This is a genomic window from Serratia inhibens (genome assembly GCF_003591175.1).
GTDB classification, from domain to species: domain Bacteria; phylum Pseudomonadota; class Gammaproteobacteria; order Enterobacterales; family Enterobacteriaceae; genus Serratia; species Serratia inhibens.
In genome coordinates, this window is the sequence record NZ_QYYG01000022.1 from 1 (window position 1) to 1,371 (window position 1,371).

Here is a 1,371-nt window from a genome sequence, read left to right on the forward strand (position 1 = left end):
GGCCCTAATGAGATGGTCACCCCCACCCTGTGAGGCGTACGCTGACAGGGTGTTTTTCTTTCTGAAGGGGATCATCATGCAAAACGTTACGCTGATTGGTATCGACCTTGGTAAACACAGCTTCCACCTGCACGGACAGGATCGGAGCGGTCATGCCATCTTCCGCAAGAAATTTACCCGCACCGGGCTGATGGCGTTTTTGGCGACCTGCCCGCCTTGCTCTGTGGTGATGGAAGCCTGTGCCGGTGCCCATTGTCTGGCACGTCAACTGACCTCATTTGGGCATCAGGCCAAGCTTGTTTCACCGCAGTTTGTCCGCCCTTTCGTCAAGAGCAACAAGAACGACTTCATTGATGCCGAAGCGATTTGCGAGGCGGCTTCGCGCCCCGCAATGCGCTTCGTCACCCCGAATACAGAGCATCAGCAGACACTGGCGGCAATGCATCGAGTACGGGAGTCGCTGGTACGTGACAAGGTCAAAACCACCAATCAGATGCACGGTTTTCTGCTGGAGTTCGGCGTCAGCCTGCCAAAAGGGGAAGCGGTGATTAAGCGGCTTTCCACCGTGTTGGCGGAGCAGGTATTGCCTGCGGCATTGGTGCAATTGCTGATGCGCTTACAGGCGCATTATGGCTATCTGCGGCAGCAGATTGTTGAGCTGGAACAGGCACTGGAAGCCCATCTGGCGCAGGATGAGGCTGCGCAGAACCTGCTGACTATCCCCGGTGTGGGGCCAATCACCGCCAGCCTGTTGCATTGCGAACTGGGTGACGGCAAACACTATGCCAGCGGGCGCGATTTTGCTGCTGCGGTGGGGTTGGTGCCACGGCAATACAGTACCGGCGGTAAAGCGACGTTGATGGGGATCAGCAAGCGTGGAGACAAGAATCTACGGCGATTGCTGGTACAGTGCGCCCGGGTATTTATGATGACGCTGGAGAAACGGCAAGGCCGGCTGGCAGAATGGGTTCGGGCGTTGCTGACGCGGCGGCATTCTAACGTGGTGGCGTGTGCATTGGCGAACAAACTGGCACGGATCGCCTGGTCGCTGAGTTATCGGCGCGAAGCTTATCAAGTAACAGTGGGTTAACGTATGAAACGTTAACCCACTGTTTATTAAGTTAGTAATGTAAGTTACACCCAGTTTTGCGAAGACAGAGTGTTGATGGCACAAACAGCTCACTGGCCTGATGAGTAACCTGGCAATAAAATCGGCTTACGTAGCCGAGGCCCTTTTTAGGTTCGTCAGGCGCGGCTTTCATCGGGGCGCGGGAACAGGCTTAGTTTCCCAACAGACGCCGGATAGATTTAAGCAAAGCTCACTGTACCTCAAAATTCATCTTGCAAAAACGGGGGTGACCATAGATTTTT

1 protein-coding gene is annotated in these 1,371 nt (G+C 54.9%); it reads left to right on the forward strand.

Annotation, left to right across the window (positions count from 1 at the left end; all coding sequences use genetic code 11):
• Window positions 1-76 precede the first annotated feature (76 nt).
• On the forward strand, window positions 77-1,090 hold the full coding sequence (locus D4100_RS25455) for an IS110 family RNA-guided transposase (protein WP_119805467.1): 1,014 nt from the start codon (window positions 77-79) through the stop codon (window positions 1,088-1,090).
• The last annotated feature ends 281 nt before the right edge of the window (window positions 1,091-1,371 follow it).

Excerpts from the sequence above, each read along its gene's own strand:
- D4100_RS25455 (WP_119805467.1), top strand. The coding sequence starts at position 77 with ATGCAAAACGTTACGCTGATTGGTATCGACCTTGGTAAACACAGCTTC.